At 56.8% G+C, this 17,862-nt stretch carries 13 protein-coding genes and 1 riboswitch; of the genes, 9 read left to right on the forward strand and 4 right to left on the reverse strand.

Going from position 1 to position 17,862, the window contains the following annotated elements; genetic code table 11:
* Positions 1 to 49 precede the first annotated feature (49 nt).
* The 3 genes from ACR0AW_RS08820 (at position 50) to ACR0AW_RS08830 (ending at position 2,840) form a co-directional block, all read left to right on the forward strand.
* Positions 50 to 583 (forward strand): TRAP transporter small permease subunit, encoded by a 534-nt coding sequence (locus ACR0AW_RS08820; protein WP_170732617.1) that lies wholly within the window; start codon positions 50 to 52, stop codon positions 581 to 583.
* A 4-nt stretch (positions 584 to 587) separates the two neighbouring features.
* Entirely contained in the window at positions 588 to 1,901 is a 1,314-nt protein-coding gene (locus tag ACR0AW_RS08825; protein WP_170393803.1) for a TRAP transporter large permease subunit, read from the forward strand.
* 126 nt (positions 1,902 to 2,027) lie between these two features.
* Positions 2,028 to 2,840, forward strand: a complete 813-nt coding sequence (locus tag ACR0AW_RS08830; protein WP_480776497.1) for a hypothetical protein — start codon at positions 2,028 to 2,030, stop codon at positions 2,838 to 2,840.
* A 30-nt stretch (positions 2,841 to 2,870) separates the two neighbouring features.
* On the opposite strand, the gene ACR0AW_RS08835 is transcribed toward ACR0AW_RS08830, so the two are convergent.
* Complete coding sequence (locus ACR0AW_RS08835) at positions 2,871 to 4,187, reverse strand: UDP-glucose dehydrogenase family protein (RefSeq protein ID WP_170732618.1); 1,317 nt, start codon at positions 4,185 to 4,187, stop codon at positions 2,871 to 2,873.
* 581 nt (positions 4,188 to 4,768) lie between these two features.
* Between ACR0AW_RS08835 and ACR0AW_RS08840 the strand changes: the two genes are divergently transcribed.
* Positions 4,769 to 7,771: an AAA family ATPase gene (locus tag ACR0AW_RS08840; protein ID WP_170732619.1), complete on the forward strand. Its 3,003-nt coding sequence runs from the start codon at positions 4,769 to 4,771 to the stop codon at positions 7,769 to 7,771.
* Here the strand turns inward: ACR0AW_RS08840 and ACR0AW_RS08845 are convergent.
* Together ACR0AW_RS08845 and ACR0AW_RS08850 are read right to left on the reverse strand one after the other, a co-directional pair.
* Entirely contained in the window at positions 7,768 to 9,429 is a 1,662-nt protein-coding gene (locus ACR0AW_RS08845; RefSeq protein ID WP_170732620.1) for a peroxidase family protein, read from the reverse strand. The genes ACR0AW_RS08840 and ACR0AW_RS08845 overlap by 4 nt on opposite strands.
* A gap of 18 nt (positions 9,430 to 9,447) precedes the next feature.
* Positions 9,448 to 10,515, reverse strand: a complete 1,068-nt coding sequence (locus tag ACR0AW_RS08850) for a catalase family protein (RefSeq protein WP_170776281.1) — start codon at positions 10,513 to 10,515, stop codon at positions 9,448 to 9,450.
* 258 nt (positions 10,516 to 10,773) lie between these two features.
* Positions 10,774 to 10,981: riboswitch (cobalamin riboswitch) on the forward strand.
* 102 nt (positions 10,982 to 11,083) lie between these two features.
* Between ACR0AW_RS08850 and ACR0AW_RS08855 the strand changes: the two genes are divergently transcribed.
* Genes ACR0AW_RS08855 through ACR0AW_RS08870 form a run of 4 tightly spaced genes read left to right on the forward strand, consistent with a single transcriptional unit; the run spans position 11,084 to position 14,203 of the window.
* A complete protein-coding gene (locus ACR0AW_RS08855; RefSeq protein ID WP_170406981.1) occupies positions 11,084 to 11,440 on the forward strand; it encodes a DUF1636 family protein in 357 nt (118 codons plus the stop codon).
* Entirely contained in the window at positions 11,437 to 12,222 is a 786-nt protein-coding gene (locus ACR0AW_RS08860; protein WP_170732622.1) for an ABC transporter ATP-binding protein, read from the forward strand. The genes ACR0AW_RS08855 and ACR0AW_RS08860 overlap by 4 nt, the downstream gene beginning before the upstream one ends.
* A gap of 18 nt (positions 12,223 to 12,240) precedes the next feature.
* Positions 12,241 to 13,188, forward strand: a complete 948-nt coding sequence (locus ACR0AW_RS08865) for an ABC transporter substrate-binding protein (RefSeq protein WP_170732623.1) — start codon at positions 12,241 to 12,243, stop codon at positions 13,186 to 13,188.
* A gap of 1 nt (position 13,189) precedes the next feature.
* Positions 13,190 to 14,203: an iron ABC transporter permease gene (locus ACR0AW_RS08870; protein ID WP_170732624.1), complete on the forward strand. Its 1,014-nt coding sequence runs from the start codon at positions 13,190 to 13,192 to the stop codon at positions 14,201 to 14,203.
* Positions 14,204 to 14,257: 54 nt separating this feature from the next.
* Here ACR0AW_RS08870 and ACR0AW_RS08875 read toward each other — a convergent pair whose 3' ends face one another.
* Entirely contained in the window at positions 14,258 to 15,151 is an 894-nt protein-coding gene (locus ACR0AW_RS08875; RefSeq protein ID WP_170732625.1) for a LysR substrate-binding domain-containing protein, read from the reverse strand.
* A gap of 255 nt (positions 15,152 to 15,406) precedes the next feature.
* On the opposite strand from ACR0AW_RS08875, the gene ACR0AW_RS08880 reads away from it, so the two are divergent.
* Positions 15,407 to 17,860, forward strand: coding sequence for a GcvT family protein (locus ACR0AW_RS08880; protein WP_170732626.1), 2,454 nt, complete (start codon positions 15,407 to 15,409; stop codon positions 17,858 to 17,860).
* The last annotated feature ends 2 nt before the right edge of the window (positions 17,861 to 17,862 follow it).

Below are 17,862 nucleotides of genomic sequence, written 5' to 3' on the forward strand. Positions count from 1 at the left end.
TTCATCCTGCCTCCTGCTCCCAATCCACAAAAAGCACAGCGGGGACAGCATGGCGGCGATGCGAGGGCTCAGGTCCGTACTGGATTTCATTTATCTGGCAGCAGGGGTTCTGGCGGCGCTCAGCCTGATTGCCATTCTGGTGCTCATTGTGGTGCAAATGCTGGCCCGTTGGACCGGCGAAGTTTTTCCCGGCGCGCCGGATTATGCTGGATACGCGATGGCCGCTGCGTCTTTTCTGGCCTTCGCCAACGCCCTGAACCGAGGCAGCCATATTAGAGTCTCCATTCTCCTGAATGCGGTTCCCGATGGCTTTCGCAGAATTCTGGAAATCTGGTGCTTTGCGATTGGTTCGGCGGTCATGTGGTATTTCTGCTGGTATGCCTATCGCTTTGTGTACTGGAGCTGGAAGTTCAACGATATCAGCCAGGGGCAAGATAAAACCGCCCTTTGGATACCGCAATCTACCATGCTGATCGGAGCGGTCATTCTGGCCGTCGCGCTGACCGATCACCTGTTCCATGTCCTGTTCAAGGGTGATCACCGCATCACCCGTGATCTGGCCGATCAGAGCCACGGAGAGTAAGAGCATGGAAAATATATCCGTTATTATCCTCTTCCTCTTTGTCCTTTTCACCTTGCTGGGCACCGGTGTCTGGGTCGGGCTGGCCCTGATGGGCGTCGCCTGGGTCGGGATGGAGCTGTTCACGACGCGCCCCGTAGGCGATGTCATGATCACCACGATCTGGTCGGCGTCCTCTTCCTGGACCCTGACTGCCTTGCCTATGTTCATTTGGATGGGCGAGATCCTCTACCGAACCCGATTGTCCGAAGACATGTTCAAAGGCCTGTCGCCGTGGATGGCACCTTTGCCCGGAGGGCTGGTTCACACGAATATCGTAGGCTGTACGGTGTTTGCCGCGGTATCGGGTTCTTCGGCGGCGACGCTGACTACGGTTGGCAAGATGTCGATCCCGGAACTGCGAAAGCGCAACTATCCCGAACGCATGGTCATCGGCACGCTGACCGGCGCGGCAACACTTGGACTAATGATACCACCGTCGCTAACGTTGATCGTGTACGGCGTTACGATCAACGAGTCCATCACCAAGCTGTTCTTTGCAGGCATCCTACCCGGTCTTGTGCTGGCTGCCATGTTCATGGGCTATGTCGCCATCTATTCCAAAGTTGGCAAAGACTGGAACCCCAACGATGAGAGCAAGTTGACCTTTTCCGAAAAGGTTAAGAACTCTCGCTTTCTGTTGCCAGTGATCCTGCTGATCATGGTGGTAATCGGATCGATGTATCTGGGTTATGCTACAGCGACCGAGGCGGCGGCTTTCGGTGTGATTGGCGGACTGCTACTGGCAGCAGGGCAGGGATCGTTGAACTGGAAGACCTTCACTGAAAGTTTGATGGGCGCAACCCGCACCAGTGCGATGATTGCGCTGATCCTAGCGGGTGCTGCGTTCCTGTCATTGTCGATGGGCTTTACCGGCCTGCCGCGCGGGCTTGCGGATTTGATCGCGGGCTGGGAACTGACCCGGTTCGAACTGCTCATGGTTCTGCTGGTTTTCTACGTCATTCTGGGCTGCTTCCTTGATGGGATTTCTTCGGTTGTGCTGACTATGGCTGTTGTCGAGCCTATGATCCGGGACGCCGGGATCGATCTGATCTGGTTCGGGATCTTCATCGTGGTCGTTGTCGAGATGGCGCAGATCACACCTCCTATTGGTTTCAACCTGTTCGTGATGCAGGGCATGACTAACCATGAAATGAGCTATATCGCCCGCGCTGCGATCCCGATGTTCCTGATCATGGTGCTGATGGTGTTCGTTCTGATCTGGTTCCCCGAGTTGGCGACGTGGCTGCCCGAAAACCTGCGTCAAAGCCCCGGTGGGTAGACACCGTTGAACCCGCTTCACCTCGCGGCGCGTCACGGCCCATATGTGTTAGTATCGGGCCTTGCCGCAGGCCTTCTGCTGCCGGGGCTGGCCGCACCGATGCGGCCTCTCTTACCGCCCTTGGTCATGCTCCTGCTGTTTTTGACGCTGCTGCGAATGCAGCCGGGGGCCATTGTGGGTTCGCTGGTTGACCTGCGAAAAGTTGCGGGAACGATTGCCGCCTTTCAATTGGTTTTGCCGTTGTCTGTCGTTGGGATTGGAATTGCCTGCGGATGGACCGGTTCGCCAGTTTTTTTGGCATTGCTTGTCATGGCTGCAGCCCCATCAATATCCGGCAGCCCCAATATGTGCCTGATGATGGGCTATTCTGCGGAACCGGCGATGCGACTGGTCGTGGTTGGAACGGCTGTTTTGCCACTGACCGCGTTACCGATCTTTTGGCTGATGCCGGAATTGGGTGATCTCAGGGCGGTCCTGATGACCGCGCTTCGGCTTTTTCTTACCATCACAATAGCAATTCTCGCGGCTGTCATATTGCGCCGCACGGTGCTGCGCCAACCTTCAAAGTCTACACTTTTGAACGTGGAAGGTGCGGCAACGATTACTCTGTCCGTTTTCGTTGTTGGCCTGATGCCATCATTGAGCGCAACCGCACTTGTGGACCCGCGTGTCGCGCTGTTCTGGATCGCGTTTGCCTGTCTGATCAACTTTGGGGCTCAGGTTGTCTCATTCCAATTCACACGAACTCGAATGCCCGGTGCCGAGGCTACGGCGGTGTCTCTGATCGCCGGAAACCGGAACATCGCGATATTCTTCGTGGCACTGCCACCTGAAGTGACCGCGCCGATCATGGTGTTCATCGGGGCCTATCAGATACCGATGTATCTGACGCCGCTGATCATGCGCCGACTGTATCAGACGGCTGCCACAACCAGTTGATTTGGGCCAGAGGCATTGGCGGTGCCAGCCCTAACGCTGATCCCCAACCCCGACGCCGACATAGGTTTCAAATCCCGATCCCAGAACCATCGTGGACGAGTAGATATTACGCAAGTCGACCATTCGGGGGGATCTCATAGTCTCTGCCAGCTCGCTCAGGTTCAGGGCGCGGAACTCGTTCCATTCTGTCAGCAAGACAACAACGTCCGCATCTTTGGTCGCGGCGTAGGGATCATCCATCCACTCGACGCCAGGAAGCAGCGCTTCCCCCTCGGCACGGCCTTGCGGATCGACAACGCGGACCTGGGCACCGCCGCCGATCAGGGCGGGAACGATGGTCAGGGAAGGTGCGTCGCGCATGTCATCGGTGTTGGGCTTGAAAGTCACACCCAGAACCGCCACGGTCTTGCCATTGAAGCTGTCATCGCAGGCATCCCGGATCTTCTCGATCATCCGCTTCTTGACCTCATCGTTTACACGAATGACGGTTTCGGTGATCTGCATCGGGTGGGCAAAATCCTGTCCGATCCGGGCAAGTGCAGCGGTGTCTTTCGGAAAACACGAGCCGCCATAGCCAGGGCCTGCGTGCAGAAACTTGTTGCCGATCCGCCCATCCAGACCAATACCGCGCGCCACCTCTTTGACATCGCCGCCTGCCCGCTCGCAAAGACCGGCGATTTCATTGATGAACGTGATTTTGGTCGCCAGGAATGCGTTCGCCGCGTATTTGATCATCTCGGCGCTTTCTAGATCAGTGGTCAGGATTGGAAAGTCACGCAGATAAAGCGGGCGGTAAATCTCGGCCATGACATCCGCCGCTCGTTCGCTTTCGACCCCTACGACAACACGGTCCGGGCGCATAAAATCATCTATTGCTGCGCCCTCGCGCAGGAATTCGGGGTTCGATGCGACGTCGAATTCCGCCTTCGGATTTGCACCCGAGACAACTTCATGAACCTTGCGGTTGGTGCCGACCGGGACAGTCGATTTGGTTACGACAACCGTATAGCCGGTGATGGCATGAGCGATTTCTTCGGCGGCGGCCATCACATAAGTCAGATCAGCGTGCCCGTCCCCGCGTCTCGTAGGTGTGCCCACCGCGATGAACACCGCGTCCGCGCCGTCGACCGCAGCGGCCAGGTCGGTGGTAAAGGTCAGGCGGCCAGCAGCCACGTTCTTGGCCATGAGCACATCAAGGCCCGGCTCGTAAATCGGCACCTCTCCATTCTGAAGCATCTTGATCTTGCGATCGGATTTATCGACGCAAATCACATCATGGCCAAAGTCCGAAAAGCAAACCCCGGACACCAAACCGACATATCCGGTGCCAATCATCGCAATGCGCATTTATCGAATTCCTTCTTTTGGGTTTCGCCAATGGCGCATTTCCTGGTCTCTTTCAACCGCTGAACTAAGAGCTTTTGGGGCTCGATAATTACAACCGCCTAGGCATTGCCGGCTTGCTTTCGACAACAGCTCGGCACTTCTGAGGTGTTGCGGGCGATAGGGCAAAATCATCAGACTGTCTCTTGGCGACCGAATATGCTTGTTGTGGTGAATTGTTCAAGTGCTGTTCGTGGCTTGCGTTGAACTGGCTATCTGGTCTCGGCGAAGAACGGCGTGTTGCGATCAAGATTCGTTGCCAGATCGGATTTTCGACGATGGCATTCGTTCGACCGCTGGCGCGCATTCTCAATCCTACATGTAATATCAGGCACTTCTTCGCTTCAGCAGGCGTTGGGCATAGCCAGAATGCGAAGCTTCATATAGTCTCACAATCAGTTTTCGTGGTGTCGAGCGGCGGTGCGAGCAATCTGTTAATTATTTTAAGGCTTCGCGATGGGGGGCATGTTCTCGTTATTGGGTTCCGGGGAAGGCGTTGGCCTTAAATCTCCACGCCGCATGAGCGCCGGTCGCGGAGCGCGCTGATGGTGCTGCACCCCACCGGCCCGGAAACTGATCTTGGCGCGATGGAGCACCGCCATCTGACTGTCATGATGGTGGATCTTGTCGAGTCCACGGTATTGGCTCAAATGCTTGAGCCCGAAGATTTGCTGTCTACGACATTACGTTATCATAAACTGGTCGAACAAATTGCCGTTGAGTTCGGGGGCAGGGTGCTGCAGATCGTGGGCGACGGTATCCTCGTCGCCTTTGGTTGGCCTGCTGCGTCTGAAAATAATGCCGAGCGCGCTCTACGCGCTGCGCTGCGCATCCATACTGATCTGCCCGCAATGGCGGGTCCGCTCGATCTCAGGTGCCGGATTGGGATCGCATCCGGCGTAGTTCTTGTCGGGGACATCGCGCTTGGGACCAATATTCAGCCGGACGCGATTTTTGGATCGACGCTAAATCTTGCGGCACGTCTTCAGTCGTTGGCGACCCCCGGTGGAACAATGGTTTCTGCGGCAACACGAGCGCTTGGGGCCGAACAAATGGAGTTCGAGCCGCAAGGCGTTCAGAACCTCGCGGGGTTCGACCGGCCTGTTCCAGTTTATCGATTGACCGGTGAAGGCAAGGATCAGGCACGCCGCCATAACCGCACCCCGTTGCTTGGCCGCAAAGCCGAACGCGGACAACTCCGCCGCGCGTGGAAAGATGTGGAAGCCGGAAGAGGGCGGGTGATTCACATTTTGGGTGAGGCAGGGATTGGCAAATCGCACCTGATCCGTGATCTGCGTTCGTCGGTCGGGCCGCAGGCATGGGTGACCTATCACTGCAGTCCGTTCCATGTCAGCACACCGTTCTTTCCCTTCATATCACAGGTCGAACGGTGGTGCGGCATCCACAATCAGGACGATATTGCCGCGCGTCGCAACCGGTTGTCAGAACATCTGAGCGATATTCTGGACGACGCGCAACTTCGCACGCTGTATTTCATTCTTGCCCCGGGCCCTGGCGACAGCGGGACGACCAGTGAGGACGAACTGCGCGCGCAACTGAGTGACATATTCATCCGCGTCTACCAAAAACTCAGCCGAGAGGGGCCGGTGCTTGTCGTGGTTGAGGATATGCAATGGGTCGACCCATCGACCCTTTCGGTGCTGCGCGACGTGGCCGAGCATCTGACATCACTTCCCGTCCTGATGTTGATGGTTTCGCGGATGCCGGCGCCATCAGCGATCAAAGAGAGCATACCGTCTCTTGAGCAATTGTCGCTTCCACCGCTCGATGATGCGACATCGTCAGAACTGGCCAAGGCGGCCTCGGGTGAGCGCCTTGACGACCGCACTACGGCGCAGATTTTGGCGCGGGGCAATGGAGTGCCCCTTTTCATCAAGGAGTGCTCTGCCGCCATCGCTGCGTCGCCTGAACGTATCGTGGACAACATTCCCGCCACGTTGCATGACCTCCTGGCGCAACAGGTGGACGAGGTCGGAGAACTCCGACGTGCCGCGATCGAGGCCGCTGTTATAGGTGGTGCCTTTGGGGCACCTTTGCTGGCTCAGATCAGTGAACTGACTGAAGACGAGTCCGAAGACGCGATCTTTGGGCTCGTCGCCACGGGTATATTGCAACATCTGCCCGGCGCGAATGACGACGCAGAAATGATCTGGCGGTTCCGCCATGAATTGGTGCGTGAGGCGGCATATCAAAGCCTTGTGCGGGACCGTCGCATTCATTTGCACCGACGCACGGCAGAAGCCCTTGCCGCCCAACCGGAAGCCGCCCGACAGCCTGAACAAATAGCGCGGCACTGGGAACTGGCCGGTGAAACAACGAAGGCGGTGGCCGCCTGGTCGGAGGCCGCGCGGCTGAACCTGAGGCGCCACGCAAATCGCGAAGGGGCTCAGCATGCCCGAAACGGATTGCGGCTGTTGGACGAGTTGCCCGCAGACCAACGCGATAAAGCTGAATTGAACTTGCAATTCCTTCTGGCCGCTGCCGAACGCGTGCATGTCGGTTATGGTGCCGAGCCCGCAATCGATGCCTTTGGGCGCAGTTTTGAACTGGCTGAAAAGCTGGGCGACAGACGTACTCTTGTTCGCGCGGGCAGGGGTCTGTTTACCGCTGCAATGGTCAAAGGTGATTACCAGAACGCCGAGCAATGGGGGCAAGCGATCATCGATGCGTATGACGATCACCACACCCGAATGGTCGGAAACTACATCTGTGGGGCCGCGCTATCCCCGCGCGGTCGGTTTCAGGATGCGGCAGCAGCTCTGGAACAAGCGGCGTCTCATGCGGATGCGCATCGCGCCGAAGCTGGAAACAGCCCCGATATTGCAGCCGTGATACAAATCGAGAGTATGAGCGCGCTGGTTGACAGCTTTCAGGGCAAAACTGAGGCGGCACTCGCCAAAGCCAAGCGGGCAGTTGACGCCGCGATGGCGTCGGGCCAGCCCTTGATCATCGCAAATGCAATGCATTGGTTGACCGAAATCCACATGCAGATGGACCACCCGGATTATGCGCATATGGCCAAGGCGCTGAGCGCGGCTGTTCAGGACAAGGGCGGCCCTTATTACCAAGCTGTTGCGACGGCCCATCTTGCCGGGGCTGCCATCAGAACCGGCGAGGCCACAGAGGGCGTGGCCATGCTGCAGGCCGCTTGGGGAAGGATGCACGCAACGGGTGCCGAGGCGGCTGGCGTGCTCGTCAACGCCGAGCTCGCACGGGGCTATCTTGCTCTGGGTGAGATTCAGAAAGGGTTGGATGCGGTGGAGGCTGGTCTGACATGTGCAGAAAACACTGACGAGCGGAACTATGAGGCTGAAATCCACCGGATAAAGGCGGCTCTTCTACTGGAACAAGGTAGTCCGTTCGATGCGGCTGAGGCGGCTTTGCGTGAAGCTATAGCCGTGGCAAATGATCAGGGCGCGGCGCTGTATGAATTGCGCGCGCTGAGTGATCTTGCCTGCATCCGGCCAGCCGATACGGAAGTTGCCGCGCGGATTGCTGAGCTGGAAGAGCGCGCGGTCGCGTCTTAGGTCCCGCCGGGACGTCGACCTAAAGTGCAGTCTTCGGGTTGCAGGTCCAAGCCAACAAAACGCGCCACCTGCGAGAATGACGAAGTTTTCTTCAACAACTGAAAACCTTTCTCTGAAAAAGTCTCAGCCGAGTACAAGTTTTTGGACACCATCGGGTTGTTCATAAGCTGCGTGATTGCGTCATACGCCACCATCGATGTCATCAGATCGCCCATGATCACATCGCCCTTGTGCTGTTCCGCAAAGAGACCAGGGAACAACTCGACCCTATTGACGTCGCAATAAAGCCGGCTCAGGTCGGCAATCAATTCGTCCGCAAACGGCTGATCACCAACCATCTCAGTAAAGCTTGAATGCGGTTTGCGGCAGAAATGATGACGATAAGTGTTCAGCGACGGAAGACGCGCCTTACGCGTCAGGGCAATTGTAGCTTCGACAGGGGCAGGAGCACCGGGCGCAGGCCTTTGGAACAGGAAATCGGGCGTGTTGCGCAGCGACATGCGGGCCGCAGGTTGGCGCGACAATGATCGGATCATTTCCGCCAATCCCGTTTGTTCGACCAGTCGTGGATTGAATCTGAACCCCTCCGGGCCAACCTGTGCGCCGTCGATTATGAATCGCTCGGGGATCATCGAATGCCAGCGGTAGAGCAAATTGAACTCAATCGCGATCTGGTTGGAATGATGCCACGGTTGCCAGCGATTGACGCCAACAGGCAGTTTGAATGGCATATTGGCGATGTGGGCGATGTAGTCCTCAAGCACAAGCTTGATCAGCAATGCGATCAAGGTGCAGCGTGTGGTCTGGAACACACGCTCTTTGTCCCAGCCTGATATGCCGCGCTTTTCGCGCCACAACAGATCGGCAAAGGTGTTATGGGCGCGCAACATCAGTGTATTGATCGCGATATAGCCTATGGTACCATTGCCATTATCGAGCCCGGTTGCATGAAAATCGAGCAGTAGCTGGTCAATCGCGTGATCGCTGAGACCCGGATGTGCCCGTTTCACCGCATTCCACAACTTGCATGGATCGTGCAGGGGCTTTCCGCAATTCTCGCCAGTGGCAAGACTGCCATCAAAGGGGGGCGCAAGCTTAACACCACCGCTTTGGTTCTTTTGAAACAGCTTCGGGGCCCACATCTCTCCTTGTGTATCCAGACGAAAGGCCAACCGGTGGGTTAATTCATTGGTTTCGGGATCGCGTTCGCGCAGCATGTCGGTCTGAAAATCGTTCAGCCCGTAGATTTGGCATAGATCGACCTCGTGGTTCGAATCCGTCTGATCAACCGGTCCTTTCGCCCCAAAGGTGCGCAGGAAACTGTCGGTAAACCATTGTGCGGCCGAGATAAACAAAAGTGTCGATCCTTGCGGGCACATCAAGGTAAGCGGGCTGCCATCCATTTGTGTCCGTCGGCGAAAGAGATCAGCAACTTCGCTTTCCGACGGCAGGACGGGTGAGAGGTCTTCTGGCGTTGTATGCCGACCGATCCAGCGATGGGAAAACACGCCGGGCCATGTCGTGTAGTCTGCGCCCATCGTATAGGGCCGCGGTCGGTGGATCTTCGCGGCGTTTGCAAGCCTGATCGCGGCTAAATAGCTCGTAACGGGTGGGGAGATCTTGAATCCGAGTTTGATCAGATCATCAACGTCCAGCATCAATACATCTCCGTTTGGTCATCGATTCGGGAACCGGGCGCGGGCCAGGCTCAGATAGGTTCTGAGCCGGATCGCATTAATCGGTCCTAAAGGTTCGTGATCTGCCGTGACACGCCAGGGCGAGAAGCTCATCGCGTCGCCATTCTGCGGATCAAATTCTGCACCTTTGGGAATCGTGATATCCGCCACGGGCGTGACGGTATGATGGTACGGATCAAGAGGTGCATCTGGTTGCGGATCGCATGCCCACCGGATGCGATTGTCTAGCACATCGAATTCGTCGGCCGGGCGCGGGGGCTCAATCACACACAGCTCGAAGTGATTATCTCCATCGGCCACGTCTTGCCGCAAACACTGCCCGATCCCATCTGGGTCGTCTACCGGATGTGCCGGAATTTTTGGTTTAGCGCTGCGGGCTAGGTATCGGACTGTTAGATCGGGGCCCAGCCGATACGGTGTTGTCGACCAGAAATGGACCTCAAAAGGCGAGTGCATATAGTTCGAGGCAAAATCACTCGCGACGCGAAACTGACGCTTGCCTTCACGAGTGAGGAAGGCTCGAAATCCTGCGCGCAGCCCTTTGATGATCAACCTAAGGCTCCATTTTCGTCGCCCTTTGATCGCGTGCTGGACCGCTTGTAATGTGGCGACAAGCCTGCCCAATCGCTCATATTCATCGGGGACATAGCTGGGAAACACATCCTGATCGACCAATACAAAATCGAACTCGTCGCTGAGTTGTGTGGTCCCCAGATGTGCAAGTGCTTCGGCGTCGATCAGCTTGGGGCCTGGCACGTCAAAAAGCTTGATCGCCATCCCGTGGGCATCCGATTTCCGGTCATCCAGATGCGCGCCGTTGGAAAAGCGAAGTGCGGCTGTATAGTCTGCGGGCTGTTCAAACAGGCCGTGACGGAACTGTTCTGGTAGATCGTTTCTGACGGTGAATGTTGCAGCCACGCACCCGTGACTGCGCCCATGCTGAGCCCTTAAGCGATGGCCTTTCCACCGTGCAACGGCCTCGAGATTGTGGTCAATGACATCATCAACAATATCCGGCGGCAATGCGTTTTGCGAAACATGCGTCAAAGAACCGTCTCCTTGGATAAACCCAGGCAATGATCAAACAGGGGTAAGGCGCTGACAAAGCTAAACCTCTAAATTTGTTCAGCTTACCTCAGATTGTCTAATTTCCAAACACACCAACTATGGACAGCCGTGGCCAGACAAATTCGGCGCGCAGCCCAACCCATTCGGTTGGTGCTACGGACACGTGGTTGCCCGCGCTCGATCCTCGACCAGAGTTGGGCGCCTTCGACTTTATCATTGACGTGTCCGGTGTTCTCGGGCACTCAATCGATTGATGGTTCCCGGTGGTGTTGCCGCGGGATGAAAAGGGAATACGGTGAGGTTTGCCAAAAGGTGCCAATTCCGTAACTGCCCCCGCAACTGTAAGCGGTGAGCAAGGCCAAACAGCCACTGGTCCACAGGGTCGGGAAGGTTGGCCGAGCGCGGACCCGCAAGTCAGGAGACCTGCCATCAGATGTTTAACCAACTCGGGGCGGGGCGTCCTGGAAGGAGGCTTTGATGGCGCGTCAATCGCGTGTTTACATTGTCGGCAGCTTCCGCATGCGCTTGGAAACAAGTGGAGTGGACCATGCCAGATACGCCTGATCATTTCATTCTAGTCTGCGAAAGCTGCACTGAAGGGCTGCCCCTTGATGAAATTTGCGATGCGTTGACTGGGAAATTACATCGCAGTTTTGCGATCCGCGCGTCGTCTTGCATGGCAGGCTGCGATAGTCCCAGAACGGTTGGGTTCCAGGCCGTAGGAAAGGCGCAATACCTTTTTGGTGGCATTCAGACCGCGGATGAGGTGCAGGCGCTGGCTGAGTTTGCAGCGCAGTATCGTGAAAGCCCGGATGGCTGGACAAATGCCACTGATCGCCCGCAGGCGTTGTTCAATAAAACCCTCTCGCGCATGCCGCGGATCGAACAGGGGGCATCGCAATGACGTTGCCACCCTTTCTGATTGCCGAAAACCTTGAGTATTATGCCCTTACCGGAGATGTCCTGTTGCAGGGCGTCTCGTTCGAGTTGTACGAGGGTTCCATTCTAGCCATCGCCGGCCCGAACGGGGCGGGGAAAACGACGCTTCTCAATCTGTTGTGCGGCGCTGAGCCGCTGGCACTTGGTGATGTTCGGATCAAAGGACGCAGTCTGAAAAAGCTCACGGCCAAAGAGCGTGCGCGCATGATTGCAGTGGTAGGTCAGCAGGAACTGCCCGATGGACGCTTGGCGTTACGCGATTATGTTGCGCTGGGGCAAATACCCATCCGTGCGGACCGCTCTGCCGAAGGCCACGCGCAAGAGCTGGACCGGATTTTAGACCTGACCGGTCTCGCCAATCTCGCGGACAAGCGCATGGCCCAACTGTCCGGAGGCGAACGTCAGCGTGCCCATATCGCACGTGCTTTGGCGCAGAACCCTTCGTTGCTGTTTCTGGACGAACCGACCAACCATCTGGATCCTGATGCAAAAGGGCGGATGCTGTCTTTGGTCGCCGAGCTTGGGATCACCGTGGTCATGATCGTACACGATCTGGTCATGATCCCCGAATTCGCCACACACGTGGCGCTGATGAAATCGACCCGCATGATCGAGTTTGGATCGGTGGACAAGGTGCTGACACCCGAAAGAGTCCGCGAAACTTTTGGCGTTGATTTCCTCTGCTTTCTCCACGAAGGCCGCGTGATCCCGGCGCTTGATATTCGAAGAACCACAATCTCAACTTAGTCGAAGGAACACACTGAGATGAAATACATCTGGCCCGTGGCGTTGGCCACCGCCATGGCAAGCGGTGCTGCTGCGCAAGAAGTCACCGTAGACAACTGCGGCGAACCGCTGGTTTTTGATACCGCGCCCGAGCGCCTGGTTGTGCATGACATGAACATGACCGATATGGCTTTTGCATTGGGTCTGCAGGACAAGATCGTCGGCCTGACCGGCATCACCGGCTGGTACAAGACCAGCCCTGATTTTGATGCCCTGCGCGGCGACATCCCCGAGCTTGCGCCGAAATATCCGACCGTCGAAAACTTGGTGGCGGTTGAACCCGACCTGTTCTTTGCCGGTTGGTACTATGGCATGAAGCCGGGTGGTGATGTGACCCCAGATACATTGGAACCGTTCGGAATCAAGACCTTGGTTCTAACGGAAAGCTGTGTCCATCTGGACAAGGATCGCCCCGAAGCCAGCATGGATCTTCTGTTTGGCGATGTGTTGCGCTTGGGCAAGGTGATGCAAGTCGAAGACAAGGCCGAGGCTCTGGTCTCGGGCTGGAAAGAGCAGCTGGCAGCGATCGAAGCCAAGACTGCTGAACTGCCCAAGCCCCGCGTCTTTCTTCTGGATGGTCCTGCAGATGCTCCGTTTACCGCCGGTAAATTCGCGATTCCCGACGCGATGATCACAGCCGCCGGTGGTGAAAACGTCACTCATGACATGGACACGAGCTGGGGCCGCACTTCGTGGGAGGCCGTTGCTGCATCGAACCCGGAATTCCTGGTTTTGTTGGATTATCAGACCGGCAATGGTGCCGAGGACACCTTCAAGTTCCTGCAGGAACATCCCGTCATGTCGCAGACTGATGCCGTCAAGAACGAACGCTGGATCGGATTGCGCTACGAAGAGCTAACGCCGGGACCGGCAAATATCGAAGCGATCTCGAAGATGGCGCGCGCGATGCATTCGGGTCAGAGCTAATATGGGCCGACTGGGCCTGACGTTGTTGCTGGGGGCGGTCGTTCTGACCGCCCTTTTGCTGATTTCCACGATCTACGGCACAACCTCGATTCCTTTGTCCGACACCTTCACCGCGATATTGCGCGGTACCGGGTTGCAGGACGGAGAGATGTCGCCGCTGCATAGGATCGTATTCGACCTGCGATTGCCCCGCGCGTTGTTTGCAGCCGTGATCGGTGCTGGGCTGGGCATCGTTGGCGTGGTGCTGCAAACGACCACACGTAATGACCTTGCCGATCCATTTCTGTTCGGCCTGTCCTCGGGTGCGGCAGCGGGGGCGGTGTTTGTAATTACCGTGACCGGAGATATTCTGGGTTTCTGGACTCTGCCTCTGGCTGCCTTTTGCGGCGGTCTTGTGGCGTCGGGCATCGTGCTGGCGCTGGTTCATGGGCTTCGCACCAGCGCACCGGAAAAGCTGATCCTTGCGGGTCTGGCTGTGTCGTTTTTGTTTTCGGCCATAACCAACTATCTGATTTTCGCCGGCGATAGCCGCGCCGCCCATTCTGTCATCTTCTGGATGCTGGGGGGGCTGGGCCTGGCCCGTTGGGAGACGTTCCCGCTGGTGTGCATCGGTCTGCTGCTGATCCTGAGCTATTCGCTTTATCGCAGCCGCTGGTTGGATGCGCTGCTGACCGGGGATTTGACTGCCGCTACTCTGGGTGTGCCGGTTCGGGGTCTGCGGTTCAGCATGTTTTTCACCGCAGCGTTGGCAACGGCCGTGTTTGTTTCCGTAGCCGGGGTGATTGGTTTTGTCGGTCTGATGGTGCCGCATATTGCACGCGGGATCGCAGGTCCCCTGCACAAAAACCTTCTACCTACCGCCGCTATGGTTGGTGCTGCCTTGTTGACCGGCTCTGACATTCTCAGCAGGCTTATGCTGGCTCCGCAGGAATTGCCGGTGGGGATCGTCACAACTTCAATCGGATCGGTGTTTGTATTCTTGCTTTTATTCAGGACTGCGAGAAATCAACGGTAAGGCCCTCGATCTTCGCTCACAAGATATTTCGTCCTGATCAGGTCTGAGCCGAGTTTAAACCTTTCCGTCAGCCGCTTGGCCGAGCCACTTGAACACAAGCTTGGCGCGGTCGGATGAGGTGTTGTGTAGTTTCACGTAGAAATCCAGTTGCGATGAGATGGTTTGCGGCAACAGTCTGACCAGTTTTCCGGATGCGGTCAGCTCCGAGGTCAGTCCCTCCCATCCCAGCACTGCGCCCATATCGTCCTGAGCGGCCTGAAGCGCGATCGTGTAATTGTTGACCCGATGCGCGGAATTCAGCGGGCCTTCATAGCCGAGTTTCTGGGTCCAGGCACGCCAGTCGGTCCAGCCGGTATCCGGAGCGTCGAGATGAATGAGGGGGACCCTGGCAATATCTTCAACGCGTTCGATGGGATTTTGTTGCGCAAACCTTGGGCTGCAAAGCGCCATAATCTTGTCGTGAAATAGTGTCTTGAAGATGCCCGTTTCGCGACTGGAATCGCCGTAATGGATACTTAGGTCGCATTTTGACGTGTCGATGCCGAGGTCAGTCACGACCTGCGTCACGGAAACGTGCCCGTATTGCTTCCAGAACTGCGCAAGGCGCGGGGTGAGCCAAAGTGAACTGACAGCCGTGGTTGAGCGGATCGTCACACCTTTTCTGTCATATTGACGCCGCAACTGCCCAAGTGCTTCGCTGATGCCTTCCAGACCACGTTGAAGGGCAACAAGAAGATAAGCGCCGCTTTCAGTAAGTTCCACGCCGCGATGATGGCGCAGAAACAGCGCGCATTGCAGCTCGTTCTCCAGCGCTTTGACCTGATGGCTGATTGCGGCCGGCGTGACGTTCAGCTCTTCTGCGGCGGTCTTGAAGCTTACATGCCGCGCAGCAGCCTCAAAGCTGATAAGTGAACTTACAGGTGGAAGATCGTAGGGCCTGTTGAGCAAGGTGATTTGACCTGTGATGGTTTGTACATCCAATATTATATAAGCACTATCCGAAGATCAGGCTTAGCTGATCTTATTCAAAGTGAATCTTTTTGCAATTGCCCGCCAGCGGTTCACGGTGAAAATTCGCCACAACCGTTTGAGACATGATCAATGGATGTATCAAAGGTCCTCAAAACTCTTGGCGTTCATATCGATCTTTCCTCATGCAATGCGACCCCCGGTTGGTCGTGCACAAGTTGAAGGAGTTGCAGTATGCAGTCACATGCAAAAGTCGTGGTTGTCGGTGGCGGATGCGTCGGGGCGTCAATTCTATATGGGCTGACCGAACATGGATGCTCTGATGCCGTTATGCTGGAACGCACCACACTGACCTCGGGTTCGACGTGGCATGCGGCTGGTTTGCTAGTAACCTTTGTGCGGTCGCACAACGTGTCGAAGATGACGATGGAAACCATCCGCATCTACACCGAGGTGGAAGAGAAGATGGGCAGTTCGGTCGGACTGCGTAAGGTAGGACAGCTGCGGGTCGCCAATACCGAAAAGCGCTGGGATGAGTTCCAGTCCTATATCTCGATTGCCGAAGCTGCAGGCGTGCCCTGCCAACTGCTGACGCCAGAGGAGATTGCCGAGATTCATCCCTTGCTGAATCAAAGTTCAGATATTCGGGGTGGTATTCTGCACACGGAAGACGGCTATGTGAATCCCGCGGACATTACCATGGCATTGGCCAAGCTCGCGCGGGATGCCGGCGCCAAGGTATACCAGAACACCGAAGCGCAGGCTTATGAGAAGCTGGACAATGGCCACTGGAAAGTGACCACCAATCAGGGTGAGATCACCTGCGAGCATCTGATCTTTGCCACCGGAAACTACGCCCGCGAAAATGCGCGCCGCGTGGGGCTGGACCTGCCATGTATCCCGATCGTTCACCAGTATTGGACGACCGAGACGGTGCCGCTGTTGAAAGAGCGCCGAACGCAAGGCTTGCCCGAATTCCCAATCCTGCGGGATGAGGACTACGGCGCTTATCTGCGCGAAGATGTGGGCGGGATCCAGTTCGGGCCGTATGAATTCACCAAAGACCTCAAACTGTTTGCCGAGGATCGTGTCCCGCCCGAGTTCGGAGCCGATCTGTTGCCCGAGGATTTTGATGCCGTGGAAACCCAATGGGAACGCGCCATCGAACGGGTGCCAACCTTGGGTGAGGTTGGGATCAAGGCCAACACCCGTGGCCCGTTCCAGATGACCCCGGACGAGCTGCCTCTGGCCGGACCCGCACCGGGGCATGAGAACCTTTGGCTGGCCGAAGGCATGCCAGGTGGCATCCTCTGGGGCGGCACCGTTGGTAACCGTTTGGCCAAATGGATCGTCGATGGCGATCCGGGCATGGATATGTCGGAGCTCGACCCGCGTCGATTCTCGGACTACGCCTCAAAACGTTGGACCATGGATAAGGTGCGCGAGACATGGGGCACCCATATGGATGCGCATGTTCCGGGTGAGGACTTCCCGGATGCGCGCCCGATGAAGACCGTGGGCAGCTATGATCTGTTGACGGCTCAAGGTGCGGTTTGGACCAGCTTTAACGGCTACGAATTTCCTCGCTGGTTTGCCAAATCGCCCGAAGAGGCGATCCCCGAACACAGTTTCCGCCGCACCAACCATATGGAGCGTGTTCAGGAAGAGGTGCGCACCACCCGTGAAGAGGCTGGCTTCATCGAAATGTCGCCGATGACCAAGTTCACAGTGCGTGGACCGGGTGCAGCCAAATGGCTGGATAGCCTGATGGCCAACAAGCTGCCCAAGGTGGGCCGCATGACCTTGTCGCTGATGTTGAACGACAAGGGCGGCATGGATGCGGAGTACACAATCGTGCGCTATGCCGACGACGATTTCTACCTGATATCGACGCCGAACTGGCGAGCCTACAATTGGGATCAATTACAGCGCGTGCTGCCAGGTGATGGCTCGGTGGTGATCGAGGATATCTCAGAACAGCTGGGCGTGATCGCACTGGCCGGGCCCAAGGCACGGGACATCCTGCAACCATTGACCGATAATGATTTGTCGAACGAAGCATTCCCATGGCTGTCGGCACAGATGGGCGAGGTGGGCTATGCCAAAGGTGTGCACTTGTTGCGCGTCTCCTACACCGGTGAGTTGGGATGGGAACTGCACCACCCGGTCGGATACAATCGCCACCTCGTTGATCTGCTGCTGAAATCGGGTGTGAAACCCTTCGGGCTTGAAGCGTTGGAGTCGATGCGGCTTGAGAAATCCTATCGCGCGATCAACCGCGAAATCTGCAAGGACCTGACCCCATATGAGGCCGATTTGGGCCGTTTCGTTGCAATGACCGAGAAGATCGGCGGGCAGGTGGCCGAACGTGATTTCATCGGCAAAGCCGCGTTGCAACAGCAGCAGGAGCAGGGTGGATACAACACACTGGTCACACTGAAGCTGCCGTTCTGCGACACCTCGGTGATGTTTGACGAAGGCGTCTATGCCGATGGCAAGCTGATCGGACGCGTCACTTCGGGCGGATTCTCGTATTACTGCAACCACGACATTGCGATGGCGCTGGTTCCATACGAGATGACGGCGCCCGGCACCAAAATGCAGGTGCTCATCCACAATGAAATGCGCGAGGCCGAAGTGATCGATACCTGCGCCGTTGATCCCACCAGCGCCCGCGCGCGCGCCTGATC

Source organism: Ruegeria sp. C5, assembly GCF_056537605.1.